The following is a 24676-nucleotide window of genomic DNA, read 5'->3' on the forward strand; positions in this document are numbered from 1 at the left end:
TTTCATGACTATATTTTGGGGCATTCGTCCAGCGCTTTGCTTTGCCTGGATATTACCCAGCGCATTATACGCCAGTGATTACTTCGACCCGGCCTTTCTGGAAACGGGTGGCGCGCCGCGTACCGCCGTCGATCTTTCTCTCTTTGAGAACAAAGAGAGCCAGACACCCGGCGTTTATCGTGTTGACCTGTTTCTTAACAATAAAATGTTCGACACGCGCGATATCACGTTTCGACTCGAAGAGAACGCGCAGCATAAAAATATCCTCGCACCGTGCCTCAGCGAGGAGACGCTCCAGTCGTTTGGTGTTAAAACGGCGGCATTCCCGTTGCTCCGGGACGATACCCAGGGCTGCGCGAATCTGTCGGCGATCCCTCTCGCAAGCAGCGAATTTGACTTCAGCGAGCAGGCGTTAAGGCTCAGCATTCCCCAGGCGGCCCTGGACAGCCACGCTCACGGCTACATCGATCCTGCGCGTCGGGAACAGGGTATTCCGGGCCTGATGCTCAGCTACAACTACAGCGGCGCCACGTGGACCTCGCACAACGGGACGGGAACCGATAGCCAGTACCTCAGCCTGCGTCCGGGACTGAACGTTGGACCCTGGCGTTTACGCAATTTCTCGACCTGGAGTAACAGCCAGGGACAAGCTGGGCGCTGGGAATCGGTTTATACCTATCTGCAGCGTGATATCAGCGCCCTGAATAGCCAGCTGATTGTCGGGGATAACAGTTCTACCACAGAAGTCTTTGATAGCACCCCGTTTCGCGGCGTTCAGCTTTACTCGGATGAACAGATGCTTCCGGGCAGCCTGCGAGGCTATGCGCCGGTGATCCGCGGTATTGCTCGTACTAATGCCCAGATCACTATTTTTCAGAACGGCTACAGCATTTATCAAAGCTATGTCCCGCCCGGTGAATTTGTCATCAACGATCTTTACCTCGGCAGCAGCGGCGAGCTGAAAGTTGTGGTGAAAGAGGCGGATGGCAGCGAACAAGTCTCTTTAGTGCCTTACGCGTCGTTAGCGGTTATGCAGCGGGAAGGGCAATACAAATATGAAGTCATTAGCGGCAGCTATCGTTCCAGCAGCAGCGATGCTGAGAATGCCCTGTTTTCACAAGGGAGCCTGATTTACGGTCTGCCGTGGGAAACCTCGATATACGGAGGCATGCAGGCCGCCAGTCAATATCAGTCCCTGCTTTTTGGCATGGGTAAAAACATGGGCGATTTTGGCGCACTGTCATTTGATATTACCCAGGCCTGGGCCACCACTAAACAGGCAGAGAAAAACCGGGGACAGTCGCTACGCCTGCGCTATAACAAAAATTTGCTGTCTACCGGCACTAACGTTGCGATTGCGGGCTATCGCTACTCGACGTCCGATTTCTACACGCTCGGTGAAACCCTGAGCAGCTATCACTCGCAACCCTCGCGCCTGGATCGACGCCGTAGCCGTACAGAACTGACGCTAAACCAAAACCTGGGAGAAAACCTCGGCTATCTCTCCGCCATGCTGGTCAGCGAGGACTACCACACGAGCCAAAAACGCACGACCTCCGCCACGCTGGGCTATGGCAACAGCTGGAACGGGATCAGCTATAGCCTGAATTACAACCACTATCTGAACGTGACAAAAGAGGATAACCAGCGTCTCTATAACCAGGACAATCTGTTCAGCCTGAGCGTGAGCGTCCCTCTGGACAAATGGCTCCGCTCCACACGTGCCGGTTACACCTTCTCTGCGGCGGAAAAACGCTCGCCAGGCCACAGTGTTTCCCTGAGCGGCAGCGCCCTTGAGGACAATAACCTGAACTGGAGCGTACAGCAGAATATCAACCCAGGGAGCCAGGCAAACAGCAGCGATGCCTCGCTTAGCTATAACGGACGCTATGCGCAGGTTGGCGCCGGGTATGGCTATAGCCGGGACGCGCAGCGGCTGAATTACAGCCTGCGCGGGGGCGTGCTGGTTCATCCTCATGGCGTCACGCTGGCGCAGTCGCTGGGTGAAACGGTCGCTCTGGTTGAAGCGCCGGATGCCGCAGGTGTCAGCGTCCGTAACCACACTGGCGTGCGCACCGACCCCTGGGGCTATGCGGTGGTGCCTTACCTGACACCTTATCAGGAGAGCAATATCCAGCTGCGTCCCGATACATTACCTGACGATGTCGAGCTGGAAAGTAACAGCCATAAAGTCGTTCCCACCCGGGGGGCTATCGTTCGGGCACGTTTCACCACGGCGGTGGGTAAACGCCTGATGATGACGCTGAAAGATGCGCAGGGCAAACCCGTTCCGTTCGGTGCCATTGTTTCTCAGAATACCACCAGCAGCATTGTGGGTGATGAAGGCAGCGTATTCCTCACCGGGATGGCGGAAAAAGGGACGTTAGACGTGAGCTGGGGTAAGAAACCCGATCAGCGTTGCCAGGTTCACTATCAGCTTTCTGGCCAGGAACCCACGATTAGCGGAATTGTGCAGTTAACGCAGACCTGCAAATCATCCGTTAATAAATAAAGGAATTAAAAATGAAAAAATTAACGTTACTCGCGTGCCTGGCAGCAGGGGGATTGATGGGCGCGCCAGCTTATGCTGATGTTGTAGGAAGCTGCTGGCCAACATCAACCGTATCTGGCCAGGCGCACAAGTTTGATATTATCGAAAACCTTACTGCCGACGACGTACCCGGCACAACCCAATCCACATGGAATAATAAAGGTAATTTTAATGGTATCTGCCTCTGTCAGGACTCCAGCGTGCCAGAAAGTATCTTATTTCGATTTACCAGTACGAAACTGGGCACAGGAGGCGGCAAACGTAACGCAGACTTTATCTATTATCCTCTGGATGCGGAAAAGGGTATTAATATCGGTATAAATGTCGTTCTTGGTGGCGAGGATGAATTGCGGTATATCCCGGTTGATTTGAGTAATACCGCCGGTGTTGATAATGGACGTCCTGCGACAAATAACTGTGATGATAAAAACGACCATACTCTGTTCGCAACCGGCTCCAGCGGGACTGTCTCTCTGGAATTAACTAAACCGCTTCCTTCAGGCCGCATTGATATTCCTATGCAGGAATTAGTGACCATTTTTGCCAAAAAACAGACGGGGAGTTATGACACCTCCAGACCTTTTGTCACACTTAATTTCCAACTGTCAATTGATATTCCACCACAATGCATGATTAATGACGGGCAAACCATCAAGGTCCCGTTTGGCAGTATTACCGCGAATGAATTTAAGCCCGAGGCCACCGGTAAGCAAAAAAGCGTGGATATTCGTGTGACTTGCAAAAATCCTGAAGATGAAAGCAAGGTGAGTATTAAGTTCCGCGCGTCCGATTTTAATGGCTCTGGTTTTATCAAGACCCATAATGATGAAGGTGAGCGCAATGATTTAGGGATAAAACTTGAACACAACGGGAATAAAATTGATGGCAGCAGTTCGGCCGTACCAACGCAGGAGGGGAATGTCACTATTATAGCAACACCTGTCCAACAAGGAGAAAAGTCTCCACAACCGGGAAAATTTGAAGCCACATCCACGCTGGATTTCGAGTTTAAATAAAGAAAAAACTTAATACAGCGTAGAAACCTCTTATTTCCCGGCAACACATAGCGCTATACAAATGAGTTGCCGGGTATGAAAAATGGATTTGTATAAGGATATATACTATGAAACTCAAAACGAAAACGCGTGTAGCGCTTTGCGTTGCAGCTTTATCAGGTACTGGCATCACGGCATCACAGGTTATCGCCAGCGATATCGAGCCTTATTCTGTCCCTGTATCTATTAAGGGTGAAAAACAAAAAGACTATTTCGGTATGACGATGACCACGATCGGTAAGTTTTCCGATAAGGACAATGGTTCGCATATCGCGGGTGAAGATATTGTCATTACGGCCCCCTGGGGGGATGGCGCAAAAGGGATCGCGTACGTCATTTTCGGGACTTCCGGTGGGAAACCCATGCAGCAAGTCAATAACGTAGGTGAATTCGATCCGCAAAACGCGCTTAAAATTATCCACAGCAATAAAGCGAATAAGCCTGGCTCAGTGACGACAAAATGGATGGGCGTCGCGGTACGTAAAATAGGTGATATTAACGGCGATGGATATGATGATTTAGTCATCGCCTCCCACTGGCATGATCAGGTCTATATTATCTGGGGCGGACCGCATCACCGTACCGGCGCGCGTCTTTCTAATCAGATTGACCTCAATGATATCGACAACGGCGACGCTCGCCTGGGTATTCGCATCCGTACGGTGAATTCTTCAGGCAATGCGAATACCGGCGGCTGGTTTGGCGCCGCGGTAGGCCCAATTAAATATAAAAATTCTGCCGTGGCTAACAAGATGGTCGATCTTGCTATCGGCGATATCGAAGGCACGGGCGGACGCGGCGGCGCCATCATTATCTACGGCGCTCAAAAGCCAGGCGATCAGTGGCAGAATATTGATATTAAGCGCAACAACCTGGGCGACTGGGAGATCCCTGCCGCGACCGGTGCCTATATTCGTCCGCAAATGACCGCCACCAACGGTCCGGATAAACCCCTTAACTACAACCTTGGGCAGCAGATCAGCGATGTCGGGGATATTAACGGCGACGGCTTCAGTGATTACCTGATCGTCGACCCGGAATCGGTCAATGAAGGCCGTAAATCAGAGAACAGCGGCACTGATGGACGCGGCACGGCCTATCTCGTCTACGGCAGCAGCTTCAACCAGGGGAATCTCGACATCGCCTCGCTAAACTCGACGCAGGCAACCCGCATTCACGGTATGGGGGCGGCTTTCCTGGGTGGTCAGTCCGGCGGAGGTGAAGGAAGTAACGATCATAGCGCGTATACGCAGGATAAGCCCAATAACGGCACCATTACGCCATTAGGTAACTTCCTGAATGCTCACGCTAACGCTTTTGCGATTAGCGCCCCTGCCGACATGGGTATTGATAAAAAACGTTCCGGGCTGGTCTGGATTATTAAAGGTAAGGCCGACGGCAGTAAGCTACCATCGTCTCTGTTCCTCGATGCGGCGCACACCCGGCTGAACTACAACAAAACATTTAGCGTACACGATGGCTATGCTATTTACGCCGACAGGCCTGGCAGCAAGCTGGCAGGGTTCGGGAACAGCATTCTCGGTAATGTGGACTTGAACGGCGACGGTAAAAAAGACCTGGTGATCGGCGATCCGAATGCGGTAAACGGCAGCGGCACGCAGGTGGGCGCCGTGTATGTCATCAACGGCGGTAAAAGCCTGGATGACTACGCTGACGATGAAGAAGGCATGATCAATATTAATACGCTGGTGAGAGAAGGCGTTGCGAAAGTCTACTGGGGTAAAAATCAGTATGAAAAATTCGGCGCTTCCATTGCGGCCGGGAGCTTCAATGGCTTCACTCAGGACAGTCTCGCCATTGGTTCTTACCGTGATAACACCTGGACAGGTAAGGTCACCTTCCGCATTGCGGATTACGCTATACCGGATTAATGCTTACATCATCTGAATGGGCAACACCGCCGGGGAGGAGACTCCCCGGCAATTTATTGCGCATTTTGCAGCGCCTGCGCGCACGCCCAGGCGCTCGACCACGCCCACTGGAAATTGTACCCGCCGAGCCAGCCGGTTACGTCCATCACTTCGCCGATAAAGTAGAGCCCCGGTACGTTACGCGCTTCCATCGTGCGTGAAGAAAGCTCATTCGTGTCGACACCGCCCAGCGTCACTTCCGCCGTGCGATACCCCTCGGTACCGTTTGGCTGAACGCGCCAGTTCGTTAGCGTCTCTACCAACGCTTCCTGCTCGCGGCTGTTAAGCTGCTTGAGCGACACATCCGGGATTTGCCCCAGCCCCTGCAAACACTCCACCAGACGCTTCGGCAGCTGCATCGCCAGGGTATTTTTCAGGCTCTGATTCGGGTGCGCGGTACGCTGTTCGTTGAGGAACGCGTCCAGATCGCTGTCCGGTACCAGATTCACCGAGACAAATTCCCCCGGCTGCCAGTAGCTGGAGATTTGCAGGACCGCCGGGCCGGAGAGACCGCGGTGGGTAAAGAGCAGGTTTTCGCGGAACACCGTCCCGTCTTCGGCAGTAATAACGGAAGGAACAGAGACGCCGGACAGCGTCTGTAGCTGCTCCAGCAGCGGCTTATGCAGCGTGAACGGCACCAGCCCGGCGCGGGTGGGCAGCACCTTCAGGCCAAACTGCTCGGCAATCTTGTAGCCGAACGGTGACGCGCCCAGCCCGGGCATCGAGAGGCCGCCGCTGGCGATCACCAGGTTATCGGCGCTGACGGTGTCACCGTTCAACTGCAGCGTGTACCCCTGTTCGTCGCGGGCCACCTCCAGCACTTCAGTGCGCAGGCGCATGACCACGCCGCCCTTCTCGCACTCGGCCACCAGCATATCGACAATCTGCTGCGCGGAGTCGTCGCAGAACAGCTGCCCCAGAGTTTTTTCATGCCACGCGATGCCATGCTTACCCACCAGGTCGATAAAGTCCCACTGGGTGTAACGCGCCAGCGCAGATTTACAAAAATGGCGGTTCTGGCTCAAATAGGCCGCGGGTTCGACATAAAGATTGGTGAAGTTGCAGCGCCCGCCGCCTGACATCAGGATCTTGCGGCCTGGCTTTTTCCCGTTGTCCAGCAACAGCACGCGACGACCCGCCTGTCCGGCCATCGCCGCACAAAACATACCCGCCGCACCGGCGCCAATAACCACGGCATCAAACCTTTCCACGTCAAAACCCTCTTCGTTAACTGCCGCGGATTGTAAAGTTTCCTCTGTGGTCACACCAGCGTAAAAAGATATTACAAAGCCATTCCATTGAAATTTAACGATTATCCTTTCAGGCACTTTTCCCAAATCAGGTGGTATGTCAAAAAAAGTCTATATTTCACTTTGCCCGTTGCGCATTTGTCCTGGATAATGCGCCGCGTTCATGTCCTCAAAATGGCGTAACGTCCTATGCTACATTTGTTTGCCGGCCTGGATTTACATACCGGGCTTTTACTATTGCTTGCTCTGGTTTTTGTACTGTTTTACGAAGCGATCAACGGCTTCCACGACACTGCAAACGCAGTAGCAACGGTTATCTACACTCGCGCAATGCGATCGCAGCTTGCGGTTGTTATGGCGGCGGTATTTAACTTTTTTGGTGTCCTCCTGGGCGGACTGAGCGTTGCGTATGCGATCGTGCATATGCTGCCAACGGATCTGCTGCTTAACGTGAGTTCCGGTCATGGCCTCGCCATGGTGTTCTCAATGCTGCTTGCTGCCATTATCTGGAACCTCGGTACCTGGTACTTTGGCCTGCCTGCATCCAGTTCTCACACCCTCATCGGCGCGATTATCGGTATCGGGTTAACCAACGCCCTGATGACCGGGACATCGGTTGTTGATGCGCTGAATCTGCCTAAAGTACTGGGCATTTTCGCTTCTCTCATCGTCTCCCCTATCGTGGGTCTGGTGGTTGCGGGTGGATTGATTTTCATCCTGCGTCGCTACTGGAGCAACACGAAGAAACGTGCGCGTATCCACCTGACGCCAGCAGAGCGTGAGAAGAAAGACGGCAAGAAAAAGCCGCCGTTCTGGACGCGTATCGCCCTGATCATTTCCGCTATCGGCGTGGCCTTCTCTCATGGCGCGAACGACGGGCAGAAAGGCATTGGTCTGGTGATGCTGGTTCTGATCGGTGTCGCACCGGCGGGCTTCGTGGTGAATATGAACGCCTCGGGTTACGAAATCACCCGTACCCGTGATGCGGTCAACAACGTTGAAACCTATTTCCAGCAGCACCCTGAGCTGCTGAAAAAAGCGACCGGCGTTGACCAGCTGATCCCTTCTCCGGATGCCGGTGCCACCACCGCGCCTGGCGAATTCCACTGCCATCCGGCTAACGCGATTAACGCGCTGGAACGTGCCAAAGGTATGCTGGGCAACATCGAAAGCTACGATAAACTGGCCGTTGAACAGCGTGGTCAGCTGCGTCGTATCATGCTCTGTATCTCCGACGTGACCGATAAAGTCGCGAAGCTGCCAGAGGTGAATGGTGACGACAAGCGTCTGCTGAAGAAACTGAAAAGCGATATGCTCAATACCATTGAGTACGCGCCAATCTGGATCATCATGGCCGTCGCGCTGGCGCTGGGTATCGGTACGATGATTGGCTGGCGCCGTGTGGCGACCACCATCGGCGAGAAGATCGGTAAGAAAGGCATGACCTATGCGCAGGGTATGTCCGCGCAGATGACGGCGGCAGTGTCTATCGGTCTGGCGAGCTACACCGGTATGCCGGTATCCACCACCCACGTACTCTCCTCGTCCGTGGCAGGTACCATGATTGTTGACGGCGGCGGTCTGCAGCGCAAAACCGTGACCAACATTCTGATGGCCTGGGTGTTTACGCTTCCGGCTTCTATCCTGCTGTCAGGCGGGTTGTACTGGATTTCGCTGAAGCTGATTTAATTGGCTGAAGGCGACAAAAAGCGGGTCAGGAAACTGACCCGCTTTTTTTATGCTCAGTGCCAAATCATCAACGCAATCATACTGACCACGACCAGCCCACACAGGGCGCTGGTTAAAATGAACTGACGACGCAGACGCTCGCAGCGACGGATAAACTCTTCATCGTGATGATCGCGGTAGCGCTGGTAGTAGATATACCCCACCAGACGCATCTGCTTGCTGGGCTGTCCATGCGAGGTGAAGAACCCTCCACCGTCCACATACTGATACAGCAACGGATCGCAACCACGAAGTACCACTAACAGCGCACGTAACGATGAGAAGTAGCGCGCCATATTCACTATGCAAACTACGCATAACGCCCAAAACAATGCGACGGTGCTAATCATACATCCTCCCCGGCGTCCGCCCACGAAGCAAGGCTCCTGAGCTACCGCACCCCAATGCCCTGACAGACAGTTCAGTGAAAGAATGACTAAAAGTCGATCCGGTTCGCGTTTTAATATCCGAACGGCTCATTAAATAGTGTAGGAGATCCGTTAATTTTTTTGCCACAAGGTTAATCGTTATCAACACCAAAGCTTGAAAAATATGTTTAACTGGGCCGTAATGAAAGCATCAGACGACGGCTTTCCCATTTAGTCATCGATAACTTAAGGAAGGAGTAACACTATGGCTTACAAACACATTCTTATCGCGGTAGATCTCTCCCCGGAGAGCAAAGTGCTGGTTGATAAAGCGGTATCTATGGCACGTCCCTACAACGCGAAAGTCTCCCTGATTCACGTTGATGTGAATTACTCCGACCTCTACACCGGTCTGATCGACGTCAATCTGGGCGATATGCAGAAACGCATCTCTGAAGAAACGCATCACGCGCTGAGCGAGCTCTCCACCAACGCGGGCTATCCGATCACCGAAACCCTGAGCGGCAGCGGCGACCTGGGTCAGGTGCTGGTTGATGCGATTAAGAAATACGATATGGACCTGGTGGTATGCGGTCATCATCAGGACTTCTGGAGCAAGCTGATGTCTTCAGCACGCCAGCTGATTAACACCGTTCACGTGGACATGCTGATTGTTCCGCTGCGCGACGAAGAAGACGAGTAAGTGCAAAAAAAGCGGCACTGAAAGTAGGCCGGGTAAGGCGAAGCCGCCACCCGGCTTTTTTTATTCCGGCGTCCCCGAATAAATATCAAACCGATGCCCTTTCGTGGTCACCGCGTTGGTCGTAGCAACGTCCGCCAGCGGCGGCGCGTAATCCGGACGCTTCACCACCACCCGCTTCGTCGCGAGCTGACGAGCCGGCTCCAGCAGGCCGTCTGCGTCTAAATCCGGCCCCACCAGCGACTGAAATACCCGCATCTCTTTCTTCACCAGCGCGCTTTTCTGCTTATGCGGGAACATCGGGTCGAGGTAGACAACCTGCGGACGCGGGGTGATGTCCGTCAGCGCCGTCAGGCTTGACGCGTGGATAAGCTGCAAACGCTCCTGCAGCCACGGGCCGATTTCCGGGTCCGCATAGCCTCGCGTCAGCCCGTCGTCGAGCAGCGCGGCAACAACCGGATTACGCTCCAGCATCCGCACCCGGCAGCCCACCGACGCCAGCACAAACGCATCGCGTCCCAGCCCCGCCGTGGCGTCCACCACGTCCGGGAGATAGCTCCCCTTAATGCCGACCGCTTTGGCCACCGCTTCGCCGCGACCGCCGCCGAACTTACGCCGGTGCGCCATCGCGCCACCGACAAAATCGACAAAAATCCCGCCGAGCTTCGGCTCGTCGCGCTTGCGAAGCTCCAGATGTTCCGGCGTCATCACCAGCGCCATCAGGTTCTCTTCATCGTGCTCCAGTCCCCAGCGGGCCGCCAGAACAGATAAGGCGCCGTCTCCGGCGCCCGTTTCATCCACTAAGCAGATCTTCACGTAACAATCAGCCTTTGATCCCGTAATGCTCAAGCATCGCATCCAGCTGCGGCTCGCGGCCACGGAAGCGTTTGAACAGCACCATTGGCTCTTCAGAACCGCCGCGGGTCAGGATGTTGTCAAGGAACGACTGGCCGGTTTCGCGGTTGAAGATCCCCTCTTCCTCGAAGCGAGAGAAGGCATCCGCCGCCAGCACGTCGGCCCACAGGTAGCTGTAATAGCCCGCCGCGTAGCCGCCCGCGAAAATGTGGCTGAACGCGTGCGGGAATCGGCCCCAGGTTGGCCCTGGAATAACGGCAACCTGCTTTTTAATCTCGGCCAGCGTTTCGAGGATTTTCGCCCCCTGCTCCGGGCTGAACTCGGCGTGCAGACGGAAATCGAACAGGCCGAACTCCAGTTGACGCAGAATGAACATCGCCGCCTGGTAGTTTTTCGCCGCCAGCATTTTATCCAGCAGCTCTTTGGGCAGCGGTTCGCCGGTCTCATAGTGGCCGGAGATAAACGCCAGCGCGTTCGGCTCCCAGCACCAGTTTTCCATAAACTGGCTTGGCAGCTCGACCGCATCCCATGGCACCCCGCTGATACCGGCGACGCCGGCGGTTTCGATGCGGGTCAGCATGTGGTGCAGGCCGTGACCGAACTCGTGGAACAGGGTGATCACTTCGTCGTGGGTGAACAGCGCAGGTTTGCCGCTTACCGGACGGTTGAAGTTACAGGTCAGATAGGCGACCGGCTTCTGCAGAGAACCGTCTGCTTTACGCATCTGGCCCACGCAGTCGTCCATCCACGCCCCGCCGCGCTTGTTCTCACGCGCGTAGAGATCGAGGTAGAAGCTGCCGCGCAGTTCGTTTTTCTCGTCATACAGTTCAAAGAAGCGCACGTCCGGATGCCAGACGTCAATATCAGTACGCTCTTTAGCGGTAATGCCGTAAATGCGTTTAACCACTTCAAACAGGCCGTTGACGGCTTTGTTTTCCGGGAAGTACGGGCGCAGCTGCTCGTCGCTGATGCTGTAGAGGTGCTGCTTCTGTTTTTCGCTGTAGTACGCGATATCCCACGGCTGCAGCTCGTCCACGCCAAACTCCGCTTTCGCGAAGGCGCGCAGCTGGGCCAGCTCTTTCTCACCCTGAGGACGGGCGCGTTTCGCCAGATCGGTCAGGAAGTCGAGCACCTGCTGCGGGTTCTCGGCCATTTTGGTGGCGAGGGATTTATCCGCGTAGCTGTCGAAGCCCAGCAGCTGAGCCAGCTCGTGACGGAGGGCGAGGATTTCCGCCATCACCGGACTGTTGTCCCATTTACCGGCATTCGGCCCCTGATCGGAGGCGCGGGTGCTGTAGGCGCGGTACATCTCTTCACGCAGGGCCTGGTTGTCGCAGTAGGTCATCACCGGCAGATAGCTCGGGATATCCAGCGTTAACAGGAAGCCTTCCTGCTCTTTCGCTTCGGCCTGGGCTTTCGCCGCCGCCAGTGCGCTTTCCGGCATACCCGCCAGCTCTGCTTCGTCGGTAATCAGCTTCGTCCAGCCCATGGTGGCGTCAAGGACGTTATTGCTGTACTGGTTGCCCAGTTCGGACAGGCGCGCAGCGATTTCACCGTAGCGAACCTGCTTCTCTTTTGGCAGACCGATACCGGACAGTTCGAAATCACGCAGGGCGTTATCAACCGATTTTTTCTGCGCCGTGTTCAGTTCGGCATAATGGTCGCCGTCGCGCAGGTCGCGGTAGGCTTTGTACAGCCCTTCGTGCTGGCCGACCCAGGTGCTGTACTCAGAGAGCAGCGGCAGGGTTTGTTCGTAGGCTTCACGCAGCTCCGGGCTGTTTTTCACCGAGTTCAGGTGGCTTACCGGAGAGAAGATACGCCCCAGCACGTCGTCCACTTCGGCCAGCGGCTGACACAGATTCTCCCAGGTGTACGGCGCGCCCTGCGCAACCACGCTTTCTACCGCCGCGCGGCAGTTGTCCAGCGACTGGGTAACGGCTGGAACCACATGCTCAGGGAGGATTTTAGAAAACGGTGGCAACGAAAAAGGCGTCAGTAATGGATTGGTCATAAACGCTGTCCTGTTGAAATAGGTGAATGAAGCGCGCATCCGGCGCTGTGCATATTGTTTTCAGTAATGGGGTTAAGTGTAGAGGATTTCAATAGCTGCGCTTACCGGGCCTGCGGGTAATCTGTGCCGTTCTGCTGTAAACTGTGGCAAATCGTCAATTCAGCGGAATACCATTACCCATGCTCAGTTATCGCCACAGCTTCCACGCTGGCAACCATGCCGACGTCCTCAAACACACCGTTCAGAGCCTGATCATTGTATCGCTTAAAGAGAAAGAGAAGCCGTTTCTCTATCTGGACACCCATGCGGGCGCGGGCCGTTATCAGCTGAGCGGCGAGCATGCCGAGCGTACCGGCGAATACCTTGAGGGCATCGCCCGCATCTGGCAGCAGGACGACCTGCCCGCCGAGCTGGAGCCTTACATTGGCGTGGTGAATCACTTCAACCGCAACGGCCAGCTGCGCTACTACCCTGGCTCACCGCTGATTGCCCGCCAGCTGCTGCGCGAGCAGGACAGCCTCCAGCTGACCGAACTGCACCCGAGCGACTTCCCGCTGCTGCGTTCGGAATTTCAGAAAGACAGCCGCGCCCGCGTCGACAAAGCCGACGGCTACCAGCAACTGAAAGCCAAGCTGCCGCCGGTTTCCCGTCGCGGCCTGGTGCTGATCGACCCACCGTACGAAATCAAAACCGACTATCAGGAGGTGGTGACCGGTATCCACGAAGGCTACAAACGCTTCGCCACCGGGACATACGCCCTGTGGTATCCGGTGGTGCTGCGCGCGCAGATCAAGCGCATGATCAAAGACCTTGAGGCGACCGGCATCCGCAAAATTCTGCAGATCGAGCTGGCGGTACGCCCGGACAGCGACCAGCGCGGCATGACCGCTTCGGGCATGATCGTCATTAACCCGCCGTGGAAGCTCGAAGCGCAGATGAACAACGTGCTGCCGTGGCTGCACAAAACGCTGGTGCCAGCCGGAACGGGCCACGCCACCGTCAGCTGGATCGTGCCGGAGTAATTGCAGCCATCGGTGGAAACTATTGATTTCAGGTATACAATCGCGGCAATTCACGATTAAGGACAAAAGCTATGACTAAGCATTATGACTACATCGCAATCGGCGGCGGCAGCGGCGGCATCGCCTCCATCAACCGCGCGGCCATGTACGGCCAGAAATGTGCGCTGATTGAAGCCAAAGCGCTGGGCGGCACCTGCGTGAACGTGGGTTGTGTACCGAAAAAGGTGATGTGGCACGCGGCGCAAATTCGTGAAGCGATCCATATGTACGGTCCGGACTACGGCTTTGACACCACCATCAACAATTTCGACTGGGACAAGCTGATCGCCAGCCGTACCGCCTACATCGACCGCATTCACACCTCGTACGACAACGTGCTGGGCAAAAATAACGTCGACGTGATTCACGGCTTCGCCCGCTTTGTGGACGCGAAAACGATCGAAGTGAACGGCGAGACGATCACCGCCGATCATATCCTGATCGCCACCGGCGGCCGTCCGAGCCACCCGAATATTCCGGGCGCGGAATACGGTATCGACTCCGACGGCTTCTTCGAGCTGCCTGCCTTGCCTGAGCGCGTTGCCGTGGTGGGCGCGGGCTACATCGCGGTTGAGCTGGCTGGCGTGATTAACGGCCTGGGTGCAGAAGCGCACCTGTTCGTGCGTAAACACGCACCGCTGCGCAGCTTTGACCCGCTGATCGTCGATACGCTGGTTGAAGTGATGAACACCGAAGGCCCAACCCTGCACACCAACGCCGTGCCAAAAGCGGTCGTTAAAAACACGGACGGCAGCCTGACCCTTGAGCTGGAAGATGGCCGCAGCCAGACCGTTGATTGCCTGATCTGGGCGATTGGCCGTGAACCGGCGAACGACAGCTTTAACCTGGCGGTGACCGGCGTGAAAACCGACGAAAAAGGCTACATCGTCGTCGATAAGTTCCAGAATACCAGCGTACCGGGCATTTACGCCGTCGGTGATAACACCGGTGCGGTTGAGCTGACGCCGGTGGCCGTTGCGGCAGGCCGTCGTCTCTCCGAGCGTCTGTTCAACAACAAGCCGGACGAGCATCTGGACTACAGCAACATCCCGACCGTGGTCTTTAGTCACCCGCCAATCGGCACCGTCGGCTTAACCGAGCCGCAGGCCCGTGAGCAGTACGGCGACGACCAGGTGAAAGTGTATAAATCCGCATTCACCGCGATGTATACCGCCGTCACCTCTCACCGTCAGCCGTGCCGCATGAAGCTGGTCTGCGTGGGCCCGGAAGAGAAGATTGTCGGTATCCACGGCATCGGCTTCGGCATGGATGAGATCCTGCAGGGCTTTGCGGTGGCGCTGAAGATGGGTGCGACCAAGAAAGACTTCGACAACACCGTGGCGATCCACCCGACGGCGGCGGAAGAGTTTGTCACCATGCGATAATGCAGAAGCCCCTCTCCGGAGGGGCTTTTTTTATTCACATACATAAATCGTTGCAAAACGAATGCTCCGAAAAGAGTGATCTACCGCACATATCCCTCCACATCTACCGAAGCGAATGTCTACGCTTATAGGACGCCCGGAGAAACCTGTCTTCAGAACACATAACCGGAGGTCCCTATCACCATGTTCAACCAGAAACTACAGGCTACCGAGAACATCGAATTCGAGATTGCAGAAGAGCTGCGCTACGAGACCGATCCCTGCGAGTTAAAACTGGATGAGATGATTGAGGCGGAGCCGGAACCCGAAATGATCGAGGGGCTACCCGCCTCAGATGCCCTGACGCCCGCCGATCGCTACCTTGAACTGTTCGAACACGTCCAGTCGACGCGGCTATTTGCGGACAGCAAAACCTTCCCCGACTGCGCGCCGAAGATGGATCCGCTGGATATTCTGATCCGCTACCGTAAGGTCAGACGGCACCGGGATTTCGACCTGCGCCAGTTCGTTGAGAACCACTTCTGGCTGCCTGAAACCTACAGCACGGAATATGTCTCCGACCCCGGACTGTCGCTGAAAGAGCACATTGATAGCCTGTGGCCCGTCCTGACGCGCGAACCGCAGGACCATATTCCCTGGTCGTCCCTGCTGGCGCTGCCGCAGGCCTATATCGTGCCCGGCGGGCGATTCAGCGAGACCTACTACTGGGATTCGTACTTCTCCATGCTGGGGCTGGCGGAAAGTGGCCGTAACGATCTGCTGAAGTGCATGGCGGATAACTTTGCGTGGCTGATCGAACGCTACGGCCATATCCCTAACGGCAACCGCACCTATTATCTCAGCCGCTCGCAGCCGCCGGTCTTTGCCCTGATGGTGGAGCTGTTTGAAGAGGACGGCGTGCGCGGCGCGAAGCGTTACCTCGACCATCTCAAAATGGAGCATGCCTTCTGGATGGACGGCGCGGAGTCGCTCCTGCTTAATCAGGCCTACCGCAGCGCGGTGCGCATGCCGGACGGTTCATTGCTGAACCGCTACTGGGACGACCGTGACACCCCGCGCGACGAATCGTGGATTGAGGACGTGGAAACCGCCCGCCACTCGGGTCGTCCGCCGAATGAGGTCTATCGCGATCTGCGTGCGGGTGCAGCGTCTGGCTGGGATTACTCCTCCCGCTGGCTTCGCGATCCGGCACGGCTCGCCAGCATCCGCACGACGCAGTTTATCCCCATCGATTTGAACGCCTTCCTGTTTAAGCTGGAGAGCGCGATTGCCAATATCTCGGCGTCGAAAGGGGATAAAGAGACGGCCGAGCTGTTCCGCCAGAAGGCCACCGATCGCCGCGCGGCGGTGAACCGCTATCTGTGGGACGAGGAGAGTGGCTGTTACCGCGATTACGACTGGCGACGCGAGCAGATGGCGCTGTTTTCTGCCGCCAGCATTGTGCCGCTGTATGTTGGAATGGCGACGCACGAGCAGGCAGAACGTTTATCTGACGCGGTAAAAGCGCGTCTGCTGACGCCGGGTGGGATTCTGGCAACCGAATACGAAACCGGCGAGCAGTGGGATAAACCCAACGGCTGGGCGCCGCTGCAGTGGATGGCGATCCAGGGGTTCAAGCAGTACGGCAACGACTCGCTGGGGGATGAAATCGCCTGGAGCTGGCTGCATACGGTGAACCACTTCTACAAGACGCACCACAAGCTGATTGAGAAGTACCACATCGCCAGCAGTACGCCGCGCGAAGGGGGCGGCGGGGAGTATCCGCTACAGGATGGCTTCGGCTGGACGAACGGCGTGGTGCGACGGTTGATTGGGTTGTATGGGGAGCCTTGAGAGGGGTGCGATCTGGCCCCTCTCCCCTCCGGGGAGAGGGGGAAAACTTTAGCGAATCACCTCATAAATGGCGGTCTGAATAGACTGCCATTTTTTCGTGGTGGCATCCGGCTGTGACTGCGCGCGTCGCGTTGCCATCTCAAGATCGTGCTTCTGGCGCTTCACCACGGCCGGCACGGTGCAGAACGCTTTCAGATACTCTTTACGTATTGACGTCAGGGACTCGCCGTTTGACATGGCGTGGCTGAGCGTATTGATGAAACGACGACACGGCTTCTCTTCTGCCATGTTCTGCCGATAGCGCAGCATAAGCTCCAGAACGTCGTCATAGCCTGCCGACATCGCCTCTTCGGTCCATGACAGCTTCCAGTCCATCCCACCCTGCAAAAAGAGCAGCGCCACGCGGGTATCGTTGCGGTTAATCGCCGAACGGAAATTACTCTCGTCCCATGTCACCCCCATGCGCGTCAGCGTCTCGCGCGAGGAAGGGGTTTCGCGCATCTCCTGCGGCGGAGCCGCCGCTTGCGCCGTATTTTCGGCCGCAGGCTGCGGTTTGCTGCTGGTCACCAGCCAGAAGCCGCCTACCACGATGGCAATCACCATCACGCCGACCGCTCCCCATAGCGCACCGGAGATAAGCTGCTCACGCTGTTCGGGCGTGCGCGGGGCGCGCTGGGTCGGCTTTTCAATCGTGTCGCGGACTTCAAACAGATCCCCACCGGTAACCCGATCCATTTTTTGCGCCTTTTCCCAGAACGCGTGCAGCTCGCTGGCATCCACCGCCATGAATCCGGCCGGGTTGACGCGCGTTCTCCCCTCTTCAAACGCGCGTTGAACCGGACGGGAGATCTGCATGTAGTAGTTATCCAGCAGCTGAATTTGCGCCGAACTTAACGTTTTCTGCACCGTAATGCTGTTGCGGATTTGCCGGATGTCGTCAAGGAAGGTTTGCAGCGTTTTGCGCGGCTCCACCAGGAGCGTCAGCATGGACGGGTCGTTAAACAGCGAGGCGTAATAACGGCTGAACTCTTTTTTATCCACCAGCATTTGCGCCAGTTCACTGAACATCATGCCGCTCAGGACATCGTTGATTTCGCCATGCTTCAGCCAGCGCCGTACGCGGTCAGCGTTAAATAAGGTTTTAAGATGATTATTGAGCCGCACCTGATCGGGCCAGGCCTGCTGAATGAGGCCTTTAATCATTAACTCAATTGCGCGTACCTGCTTGTGCGCCTGCTGTTGCTGGAGTTCGCTTCCCGGGGCCAGCTCGGTGCTGTAGGTCAGAAGCGGCTGCTGCAGACGAAGATGTTCCAGCGTAGTCACAAACCGCATCGCCGCAATGAGCTGGTTTTCACTGACATCCTGCCCGCTTTCGTACTGCGGGACGCGCTGCTGCAGCAGGCGCAGCTGCAGCGTAAATTCCGACATCTCGGCATCATTCAGGTTAAGCTTCTTCGCAACCGTAGCCCATCCCCCGAGGCCTAAACGCGCGCTGTCCAGCTGTTCCAGAAACCAGCGTGGATCTTTTCCCTCAGAAACATGTACATTCAGAAGAAGCAAGATTTCCACCGACGCCTGGCGAATGACCGCCAGACAGTGTTCAAACTGTTCGCGGATATGATGTGATGTGCTGAGAGTCATTGTTTTCCTTAAGCGACAGCGAAGACATCCGGAATGGGCACTAACGGCCGTTTTTCTTTTTATTTATACGCGCTTAACCATACCTGACTTTCTGTTGAAATAAAGTGACAACCCTAAAATCATTTAAAATGCTTCGGGAGAATCTTAATGCCAGTTTTAATGACCTCACGCCTGAACTGCTCGCCCCTGCAGGAACAAGACTGGCCCTTTTTTCTGGCGTTGCAGCAACACCCCGAAGTCATGCGCTTTGTGGCGGAGAACCGCCCCGTCGCAGCGATCCGGGAGGCGTTTGATTCGCGCCTGACGCCCTGGACGCCAGGCAGCGCGCACTGGCTGTGCCTCGTCGTACGTGATGCCCTCTCACAGGCCCCGCTGGGCGTTACCGGGTATATTCATCGGGAAGAAGATTGCGCCGAAGTGGGCTTTCTTTTTGCCCCCGAGGCGCAGGGCAAAGGTTACGGCTTCGAATCCCTGCAGGCGCTTTGCGATTACGCCTTTCATCAGGGCGGTATTCGTCGGCTCACCGCCACCGTCACCGCGGGAAACGTCGCCTCCAGGCGCCTGCTGGAAAAAGCCCGCTTCCAGCTGGAAGGCGAGCTACGTGAAAGCTATTACCTTTCCGGTCGCTGGCAAAATGACTGGTTATTTGGGTTATTACGGCAGGAATACCTGAACAATAATTCCTGATCAACAGCCATTTGGCGGATATTGCTCGTACCGCGATTCCTCTACAGTATCGCCATTAAGAGGAAACGAATATGAACGGTCATGCGCTAAATATATCTTCTGCCGCCATAGAATTAATAAAGAAACATCAAGGGCTTTCACTGGAGAAATATCGTGATGAAAAGGGTGTATGGGTTATCGGCTATGGGCATGTGATCCGCGAACGGGAAAATTTTCACGGCCTTATCACGCCTCTTCAGGCGGAATATTTACTCCATGAAGATATTCAGCTTTGTGAAACGCTGCTGCGGGAAAAGTGTATACATCCATTAACCCAGCAGCAGCATGACGCGCTGGTACTGATGATACTGAGTTTCGGCGTGACGTCTTCACTCCCGAAAGCGCTGCTTCAGGCCGTCGCCCGGGTGTAGTACATGGCTGCCTGGGTTCGGTTTTTTACCTCCAGCCGGCGAAAAAGCGCTTCCAGATGCGCTTTTACCGTGGCCGCACTGATGTTGAGATTGCGACCAATTTCTTTGTTTGATTCGCCCGCCGCCAGCAGCTTCAGCACCTCACGCTGACGCTCGCTTAAGGAAAGTAACGCCTGCGCTGACGATTGCTGGCTGACCCACTCAGCGGGAAAGCAGACCATCCCTCTGGACACGGAATCCAGCACGGCGGCAAACCGCTCAGGGTTAGCGTTACGGGGGATAATAGCCATCACGTTTCGCTGCATGAGTTGTTCAACCCATCGGGTCTCTTTTTTTGCCAGAACCATCATCACCCGTACCGACGGGAAGCGATGCATAATTTCATCCAGGAAAGAACTCCCCTCATCCTGAATTAAATTGCCGTCAATCATGACGATAGCAGACGGTGACGCGGATATTTGCGTCCATAAATCGTCTGCCTGACAAGCCCCCGTTATATTTATTTCAGGAATTAATTTCTGCAAACCGTGTATCGCTCCATGAATAAATATCGACTGCCTGTCAAACATGATTACTCGCATCGTATTTCTCCCTCTGAGAATAGCGAAGGGGGATTCTACATAGGCGCTATTTAAGAAAAAACTCAATGAATGGAGAGGTTACAAATCCGCGAGTGGTTTTTATATTTACCCGCATTTTGACACATCCATATTAAGGATTTCCTTAAGGGGTTCCCTCCCCTTAACATCAGACATCACAGGAACATACCGCCTGACACTTCAATACGTTGCGCGTTCATCCAGCCAAGCTTATCGCTAAGCAGCGCCGCAATGGCATCCCCGATATCGTCCGGCAAACCTACCCGCCCCAGCGCCGTCTGCGACGCCAGCATCTGGTTAAGCTGCGCGTTGTCGCGCACGCGCCCACCGCCAAAGTCGGTTTCGATCGCGCCTGGTGCGATAATATTGACGGAGATACCGCGCGCTCCAAGCTCCTTCGCCTGATAGCGGGTGAGCACTTCCATCGCCCCTTTCATGGCCGCGTAGGTTCCTGAGCCTGGCTGGGTGAAGCGGGCCAGTCCGCTGGAGACATTGAGGATCCGCCCCCCGTCGTTAAGCAGAGGCAGCAGGCGCTGCGTCAGGAAGAAAGGCCCTTTGAAGTGAATGTTCAGCGCCTCATCAAACTGGGCTTCCGTCGTTTCGGTATAGGGTGCGTATAAACCCGTTCCGGCATTGTTCAATAAATAATCAAATGTTTCGCGCTGCCAGACGCTCTTCAGGATCTCCTGAAGCTGTTGAGCAAAATTTTCGAAACTGGCGATATCCCCGACATTGAGCTTTAATGCCGCCGCCTTGACGCCTTTTTCCTGAATTTCGCGCACAACTTCCAGCGCTTCCTGCTGGCTACGATTGTAGGTCAGGATAATTCCCGTGCCGTCTGCAGCCAGCTTTAACGCAGCGTTTTTACCTAAGCCGCGGCTACCACCCGTCACTAATGCGATACGTTCAGTCATCATAAACCTCGTTTTGGCTGTTATGGAGATTGAGAAAGAGCTTATTAGGTGATAGAAGATCAATAAAGATGGGTAATAACGCTTCACTGTTTCAGTACAAACAACAATGAGCTTCATCTATGGATAAAATTCACGCAATGCAGCTGTTTGTTCGCGTCGCGGAACTGGAGAGTTTTTCCCGCGCGGCAGAGACATTAACGCTGCCGAAAGGCAGCGTTTCCCGGCAAATTCAGGCACTGGAAAACCGGCTTGGCACTCAGCTACTGCACCGCACCACGCGCCGCGTCAGCCTGACGCAGGACGGCATGGTCTATTATGAACGGGCAAAAGATCTGCTGGCGAACCTGGATGAGCTGGACGGTATGTTTCAGCACGATCCCTCCAGCATCAGCGGAAGGCTGCGCGTGGATATGCCCGTTGGCGTTGCTCGAAATGTCGTCATCCCCAAACTGCCTGCGTTTTTACAGCAGTATCCGGGTATCGAACTGGAGCTCAGCAGCAGCGATCGTCTGGTGGATGTGGTCCGGGAAGGGTTTGATTGCGTGGTCCGCGTGGGTTCCCTGAAGGACTCAGGGCTGATAGCCCGTCCGCTGGGCAAGCTGTCGGTGATCAACTGCGCCAGCCCGGATTATCTGGCGCGTTTTGGCTACCCTGACACGCTGGACGATTTGGGCTCGCACGCCGTGATTCATTATGCCGCGATGCTGGGAAGCCGCCCTCAGGGCTTTGAATTTTATAACGGAAGCACGACGCAGTGGATAAAAACGGGCGGGGTGCTAACCGTCAACAGCACGGAAACTTACCAGGCCGCCTGCCTTGCCGGGCTGGGGATCATTCAGGCCCCGCGCGTTGGGGTGCGCGACCTGCTGCGCGCAAAGAAACTGATTGAGATCCTCCCGCAGTATCGCGCGGAACCGATGCCTGTCTCCCTGATTTACCCCCACCGGCGCAACCTCTCTCGCCGGGTTCACCTGTTTATGGAGTGGCTAACCGAACTCACAAAAGCTTACGTGGACTAGTCGCAAGCTATAATTCAGTAACATCCAGCCAAACGAAAAAGGAAAAGACGCGTGACGCCGGAAAATAACCCGCAACGACCCACCCAACATTTAGATTATGAACCCATCAAGAAGATGGAAACCGAGCCGGAAGAGGCTAAAGCCCCTGGTACCGCCAGCAAGGCGCTGGGCACCGTCACCAGCCTGGCGGAGAAAATTCAGCAGTTTCCCATGGTTGCGCATCTTATACGTGCGACCGAGCGCTTTAATGACCGCATGGGGAACCAGTTCGGTGCCGCGATCACCTATTTTTCGTTCCTGTCGATGATCCCCATCCTGATGGTGTCGTTTGCTGCGGCCGGTTTTGTACTCGCGTCGCATCCAACGCTGCTGCAGGATATTTTCAATAAGATCCTGAATAACGTCAGTGACCCAACCCTCGCCACCACGCTAAAAAGCACGATTAACACCGCCGTTCAGCAGCGCACCACCGTCGGGATCGTCGGTTTGCTCATCGCCCTTTACTCCGGCGTTAACTGGATGGGCAACCTCCGCGAAGCTATTCGCGCCCAGTCGCGCGAGGTGTGGGAGCGTAAACCGCAGGATCAGGAGAAAATTTGGGTTAAATATTTCCGCGACTTTATTTCGCTGATTGGCCTGCTTATCGCGCTCGTCGTCACACTCTCCATTACCTCCGTGGCGGGCTCCGCGCAGCAGATGATTATTTCTGCGCTCTATCTTGATTACATCGAATGGCTGAAGCCCGCCTGGCGCGGCATCGGGCTGGCGATTTCCATCTTCGCCAACTACCTGCTGTTCTTCTGGATTTTCTGGCGCTTGCCTCGGCATCGTCCGCGTAAGAAGGCGCTGCTCCGCGGCACATTGATTGCGGCGATCGGCTTTGAAGTGATTAAGATCGTGATGACCTACACCCTGCCGTCGCTGGTGAAATCCCCATCCGGCGCGGCATTTGGCTCGGTGCTGGGGCTGATGGCGTTCTTCTACTTCTTCGCGCGTTTAACCTTGTTCTGCGCGGCGTGGATTGCCACCGCCGAGTACAAAGGCGACACGCGAATGCCCGGAAAAACACACCGTTAATTCCGCTCTCGGGCTGATATTTCAGCCCGACTCATCATTTCAGCATATAAATCCAGTCCGTAACTTTTATTTAACCGAAAACCAGTTTTATCCACCAATATTTAAAAAACGTGAAGCATTTCATGGAAGCATTTTGGCTAGCCTGAACATTATCCGCTTTTTGTTGATTTTATAATCAGGAAGCTATTTTGTTACAGATTGAAATGTCGCTTTTGCTGTGCGTAATATGGCCTTTCGTTCGACAAAAAATAAGAAAATATTATGCAATCAACAGCCACAACACTCGACTCTGGTGCGGAAAACGTCCCGGTAAACTCGCGCAATAAAGTTGTCGTCGCATCGCTGATTGGCACCGCCATTGAGTTCTTCGACTTTTACATTTACGCCACCGCAGCGGTCATCGTTTTCCCGCATATTTTCTTCCCGCAGGGAGACCCGACGGCGGCGACGCTACAGTCCCTGGCGACCTTTGCTATCGCGTTTGTGGCGCGTCCGATTGGCTCCGCGCTGTTTGGACACTTCGGCGATCGTATTGGGCGCAAGGTCACCCTGGTGGCCTCGCTGCTGACGATGGGCATCTCCACCGTGGCGATCGGCCTGCTGCCGACCTACGAAACCATCGGCATTCTGGCGCCGGTCCTGCTGGCGCTGGCGCGTTTTGGTCAGGGTCTGGGGCTGGGCGGTGAATGGGGTGGCGCGGCGCTGCTGGCGACCGAGAACGCCCCGCCGCGTAAACGCGCGCTGTACGGTTCATTCCCGCAGCTTGGCGCGCCGATTGGCTTCTTCTTTGCCAACGGGACCTTCCTGCTGCTCTCCTGGCTGCTGACGGATGAACAGTTCATGAGCTGGGGCTGGCGTATCCCGTTTGTCTTCTCGGCCGTGCTGGTGCTGATTGGCCTGTATGTGCGTGTTTCCCTGCATGAGACGCCGGTGTTCGCAAAAGTAGCCGCGGCGAAAAAACAGGTAAAAGTGCCGCTGGGCACCCTGCTGACCAAACACGTGCGCGTGACCGTGCTGGGCACGTTTATCATGCTGGCGACCTACACGCTGTTCTACATCATGACGGTGTACTCCATGACCTACAGTACCGCCGCCGCGCCGGTTGGGCTGGGCCTGCCGCGTAACGAAGTGCTGTGGATGCTGATGATGGCGGTGATTGGGTTTGGCGTGATGGTACCGATTGCCGGCCTGCTGGCGGATAAGTTTGGTCGTCGTGCGAGCATGATTACGATCACCACGCTGATCATTCTGTTTGCTCTGTTCGTCTTCCCGCCGCTGCTGAGTTCAGGTAGCCCGGCGCTGGTGATGGCGTACCTGCTGATTGGCCTGAGCCTGATGGGGCTGACCTTCGGCCCGATGGGCGCGCTGCTGCCGGAGCTGTTCCCGACGGAAGTGCGTTATACCGGCGCGTCGTTCTCCTATAACGTCTCGTCTATTCTGGGCGCGTCCGTGGCACCGTATATCGCCACCTGGCTGCAGGCAAATTATGGTCTGTTCTACGTGGGCGTTTATCTGGCGGCCATGGCGGCGCTGACGTTGATTGCGCTGCTGCTGACGCATGAGACTAAGCATCAGGCGCTGTAATTCATTGCGGCCTGATG

The 24676-nt window shown here is 55.6% G+C and carries 20 protein-coding genes; 13 read left to right on the top strand and 7 right to left on the bottom strand.

Translation table 11 applies throughout. The annotated features are described in order from the left end of the window. Positions 1-4 precede the first annotated feature (4 nt). The 3 genes from IM313_RS02510 to IM313_RS02520 all read left to right on the top strand — a co-directional run bounded on the left by IM313_RS02510 (position 5) and on the right by IM313_RS02520 (position 5498). Positions 5-2512: a fimbria/pilus outer membrane usher protein gene (locus IM313_RS02510; protein ID WP_049000480.1), complete on the top strand. Its 2508-nt coding sequence runs from the start codon at positions 5-7 to the stop codon at positions 2510-2512. A gap of 11 nt (positions 2513-2523) precedes the next feature. Continuing rightward, positions 2524-3567, top strand: a complete 1044-nt coding sequence (locus tag IM313_RS02515) for a fimbrial protein (protein WP_047367220.1) — start codon at positions 2524-2526, stop codon at positions 3565-3567. A gap of 107 nt (positions 3568-3674) precedes the next feature. Then, a complete protein-coding gene (locus IM313_RS02520) occupies positions 3675-5498 on the top strand; it encodes an integrin alpha (RefSeq protein WP_136484783.1) in 1824 nt (607 codons plus the stop codon). Between the two features lie 53 nt (positions 5499-5551). On the opposite strand, the gene IM313_RS02525 is transcribed toward IM313_RS02520, so the two are convergent. Continuing rightward, positions 5552-6748 carry an NAD(P)/FAD-dependent oxidoreductase gene (locus tag IM313_RS02525; protein ID WP_192971956.1) on the bottom strand — a complete coding sequence of 399 codons (1197 nt, stop codon included), beginning with the start codon at positions 6746-6748 and terminating at the stop codon, positions 5552-5554. A 228-nt stretch (positions 6749-6976) separates the two neighbouring features. Here IM313_RS02525 and pitA point away from each other — a divergent pair, with 228 nt between their 5' ends. Then, positions 6977-8476, top strand: coding sequence for an inorganic phosphate transporter PitA (pitA, locus tag IM313_RS02530; protein WP_063155483.1), 1500 nt, complete (start codon positions 6977-6979; stop codon positions 8474-8476). A gap of 53 nt (positions 8477-8529) precedes the next feature. Here pitA and uspB read toward each other — a convergent pair whose 3' ends face one another. Then, positions 8530-8865: a universal stress protein UspB gene (uspB, locus tag IM313_RS02535; protein ID WP_003861224.1), complete on the bottom strand. Its 336-nt coding sequence runs from the start codon at positions 8863-8865 to the stop codon at positions 8530-8532. Positions 8866-9148: 283 nt separating this feature from the next. On the opposite strand from uspB, the gene uspA reads away from it, so the two are divergent. Further along, entirely contained in the window at positions 9149-9586 is a 438-nt protein-coding gene (gene uspA, locus IM313_RS02540; protein ID WP_003861223.1) for a universal stress protein UspA, read from the top strand. A 60-nt stretch (positions 9587-9646) separates the two neighbouring features. Here the strand turns inward: uspA and rsmJ are convergent, their stop codons facing one another. Beyond that, positions 9647-10399: a 16S rRNA (guanine(1516)-N(2))-methyltransferase RsmJ gene (gene rsmJ, locus IM313_RS02545; RefSeq protein WP_032644932.1), complete on the bottom strand. Its 753-nt coding sequence runs from the start codon at positions 10397-10399 to the stop codon at positions 9647-9649. A 7-nt stretch (positions 10400-10406) separates the two neighbouring features. Further along, positions 10407-12449 carry an oligopeptidase A gene (prlC, locus tag IM313_RS02550; protein ID WP_192971957.1) on the bottom strand — a complete coding sequence of 681 codons (2043 nt, stop codon included), beginning with the start codon at positions 12447-12449 and terminating at the stop codon, positions 10407-10409. A gap of 179 nt (positions 12450-12628) precedes the next feature. Between prlC and IM313_RS02555 the strand changes: the two genes are divergently transcribed. The 3 genes from IM313_RS02555 (at position 12629) to IM313_RS02565 (ending at position 16728) form a co-directional block, all read left to right on the top strand. Further along, positions 12629-13471 carry a 23S rRNA (adenine(2030)-N(6))-methyltransferase RlmJ gene (locus tag IM313_RS02555; RefSeq protein ID WP_192971958.1) on the top strand — a complete coding sequence of 281 codons (843 nt, stop codon included), beginning with the start codon at positions 12629-12631 and terminating at the stop codon, positions 13469-13471. Positions 13472-13542: 71 nt separating this feature from the next. Beyond that, on the top strand, positions 13543-14895 hold the full coding sequence (gene gorA / locus IM313_RS02560; RefSeq protein ID WP_049000476.1) for a glutathione-disulfide reductase: 1353 nt from the start codon (positions 13543-13545) through the stop codon (positions 14893-14895). Between the two features lie 183 nt (positions 14896-15078). Beyond that, positions 15079-16728: an alpha,alpha-trehalase gene (locus IM313_RS02565; protein WP_028014741.1), complete on the top strand. Its 1650-nt coding sequence runs from the start codon at positions 15079-15081 to the stop codon at positions 16726-16728. A gap of 48 nt (positions 16729-16776) precedes the next feature. Here the strand turns inward: IM313_RS02565 and IM313_RS02570 are convergent, their stop codons facing one another. Continuing rightward, positions 16777-18369, bottom strand: coding sequence for an STY4199 family HEPN domain-containing protein (locus IM313_RS02570; protein WP_041911859.1), 1593 nt, complete (start codon positions 18367-18369; stop codon positions 16777-16779). A 147-nt stretch (positions 18370-18516) separates the two neighbouring features. On the opposite strand from IM313_RS02570, the gene IM313_RS02575 reads away from it, so the two are divergent. Both IM313_RS02575 and IM313_RS02580 read left to right on the top strand, forming a co-directional pair. Next, a complete protein-coding gene (locus tag IM313_RS02575) occupies positions 18517-19056 on the top strand; it encodes a GNAT family N-acetyltransferase (protein WP_028014743.1) in 540 nt (179 codons plus the stop codon). A 71-nt stretch (positions 19057-19127) separates the two neighbouring features. Continuing rightward, a complete protein-coding gene (locus IM313_RS02580) occupies positions 19128-19466 on the top strand; it encodes a lysozyme (protein ID WP_028014744.1) in 339 nt (112 codons plus the stop codon). Here the strand turns inward: IM313_RS02580 and IM313_RS02585 are convergent. Further along, positions 19445-20047 carry a response regulator transcription factor gene (locus IM313_RS02585; RefSeq protein WP_045259401.1) on the bottom strand — a complete coding sequence of 201 codons (603 nt, stop codon included), beginning with the start codon at positions 20045-20047 and terminating at the stop codon, positions 19445-19447. The genes IM313_RS02580 and IM313_RS02585 overlap by 22 nt on opposite strands. 173 nt (positions 20048-20220) lie before the next feature. Further along, entirely contained in the window at positions 20221-20979 is a 759-nt protein-coding gene (locus IM313_RS02590; protein ID WP_028014746.1) for an SDR family NAD(P)-dependent oxidoreductase, read from the bottom strand. Positions 20980-21098: 119 nt separating this feature from the next. Here IM313_RS02590 and IM313_RS02595 point away from each other — a divergent pair, with 119 nt between their 5' ends. The 3 genes from IM313_RS02595 (at position 21099) to IM313_RS02605 (ending at position 24659) form a co-directional block, all read left to right on the top strand. Further along, complete coding sequence (locus IM313_RS02595) at positions 21099-21998, top strand: LysR family transcriptional regulator (protein ID WP_028014747.1); 900 nt, start codon at positions 21099-21101, stop codon at positions 21996-21998. Positions 21999-22049: 51 nt separating this feature from the next. Further along, on the top strand, positions 22050-23075 hold the full coding sequence (yhjD, locus tag IM313_RS02600) for an inner membrane protein YhjD (RefSeq protein ID WP_192971959.1): 1026 nt from the start codon (positions 22050-22052) through the stop codon (positions 23073-23075). 261 nt (positions 23076-23336) lie between these two features. Then, entirely contained in the window at positions 23337-24659 is a 1323-nt protein-coding gene (locus IM313_RS02605) for an MFS transporter (protein ID WP_028014749.1), read from the top strand. Positions 24660-24676: the final 17 nt, after the last annotated feature.

Source organism: Enterobacter cloacae complex sp. P2B, assembly GCF_014895985.1.
GTDB lineage: Bacteria > Pseudomonadota > Gammaproteobacteria > Enterobacterales > Enterobacteriaceae > Enterobacter > Enterobacter bugandensis.

Coding starts and splice junctions, on each gene's coding strand:
- IM313_RS02605 (WP_028014749.1), top strand. CDS start 23,337: ATGCAATCAACAGCCACAACACTCGACTCTGGTGCGGAAAACGTCCCG.
- prlC (WP_192971957.1), bottom strand. CDS start 12,449: ATGACCAATCCATTACTGACGCCTTTTTCGTTGCCACCGTTTTCTAAA.
- IM313_RS02520 (WP_136484783.1), top strand. CDS start 3,675: ATGAAACTCAAAACGAAAACGCGTGTAGCGCTTTGCGTTGCAGCTTTA.
- uspB (WP_003861224.1), bottom strand. CDS start 8,865: ATGATTAGCACCGTCGCATTGTTTTGGGCGTTATGCGTAGTTTGCATA.
- IM313_RS02515 (WP_047367220.1), top strand. CDS start 2,524: ATGAAAAAATTAACGTTACTCGCGTGCCTGGCAGCAGGGGGATTGATG.
- uspA (WP_003861223.1), top strand. CDS start 9,149: ATGGCTTACAAACACATTCTTATCGCGGTAGATCTCTCCCCGGAGAGC.
- gorA (WP_049000476.1), top strand. CDS start 13,543: ATGACTAAGCATTATGACTACATCGCAATCGGCGGCGGCAGCGGCGGC.
- IM313_RS02575 (WP_028014743.1), top strand. CDS start 18,517: ATGCCAGTTTTAATGACCTCACGCCTGAACTGCTCGCCCCTGCAGGAA.
- IM313_RS02555 (WP_192971958.1), top strand. CDS start 12,629: ATGCTCAGTTATCGCCACAGCTTCCACGCTGGCAACCATGCCGACGTC.
- IM313_RS02585 (WP_045259401.1), bottom strand. CDS start 20,047: ATGCGAGTAATCATGTTTGACAGGCAGTCGATATTTATTCATGGAGCG.
- IM313_RS02570 (WP_041911859.1), bottom strand. CDS start 18,369: ATGACTCTCAGCACATCACATCATATCCGCGAACAGTTTGAACACTGT.
- IM313_RS02580 (WP_028014744.1), top strand. CDS start 19,128: ATGAACGGTCATGCGCTAAATATATCTTCTGCCGCCATAGAATTAATA.
- IM313_RS02590 (WP_028014746.1), bottom strand. CDS start 20,979: ATGACTGAACGTATCGCATTAGTGACGGGTGGTAGCCGCGGCTTAGGT.
- IM313_RS02510 (WP_049000480.1), top strand. CDS start 5: ATGACTATATTTTGGGGCATTCGTCCAGCGCTTTGCTTTGCCTGGATA.
- IM313_RS02565 (WP_028014741.1), top strand. CDS start 15,079: ATGTTCAACCAGAAACTACAGGCTACCGAGAACATCGAATTCGAGATT.
- IM313_RS02595 (WP_028014747.1), top strand. CDS start 21,099: ATGGATAAAATTCACGCAATGCAGCTGTTTGTTCGCGTCGCGGAACTG.
- pitA (WP_063155483.1), top strand. CDS start 6,977: ATGCTACATTTGTTTGCCGGCCTGGATTTACATACCGGGCTTTTACTA.